The sequence below is a fragment of the Pseudoalteromonas sp. SIMBA_162 genome, from assembly GCF_046535955.1.
Taxonomy (GTDB): Bacteria; Pseudomonadota; Gammaproteobacteria; order Enterobacterales; family Alteromonadaceae; genus Pseudoalteromonas; species Pseudoalteromonas marina.
This window is the reverse complement of record NZ_JAWJBQ010000784.1, coordinates 1-253: the sequence shown is the minus strand read 5'-3', so window position 1 is coordinate 253 and position 253 is coordinate 1. Positions and strand designations below refer to the sequence as shown.

Below are 253 nucleotides of genomic sequence, written 5' to 3'. Positions count from 1 at the left end.
GCCAGGATCAGCCCGTGCTCGGCACAGGTGGCGAAATTGACGCTGCCGCGCTCGGCCAGCGGGTGGTCCGGGCTGACCAGCGCCCCGAGGCGGAAATGCCCGACACTCAACTGGCGGATTTCCGCGGCCCGTGGCACAGCAAAGGCCAGGCCCAGGTCGGCGCGGCTGTTGATCAGGGCCTGGGGAATGGATTGCGAACCCTGCACGGTCACACCGATGGTCACTTGCGGGTAGTGATCACGCATGCGCTTGA

At 66.8% G+C, this 253-nt stretch carries 1 protein-coding gene; it reads right to left on the bottom strand.

Going from position 1 to position 253, the window contains the following annotated elements; all coding sequences use genetic code 11:
- A partial coding sequence (locus R0J88_RS21820; protein WP_410901149.1) for a LysR substrate-binding domain-containing protein occupies positions 1-253 on the bottom strand: 253 nt, incomplete at both ends.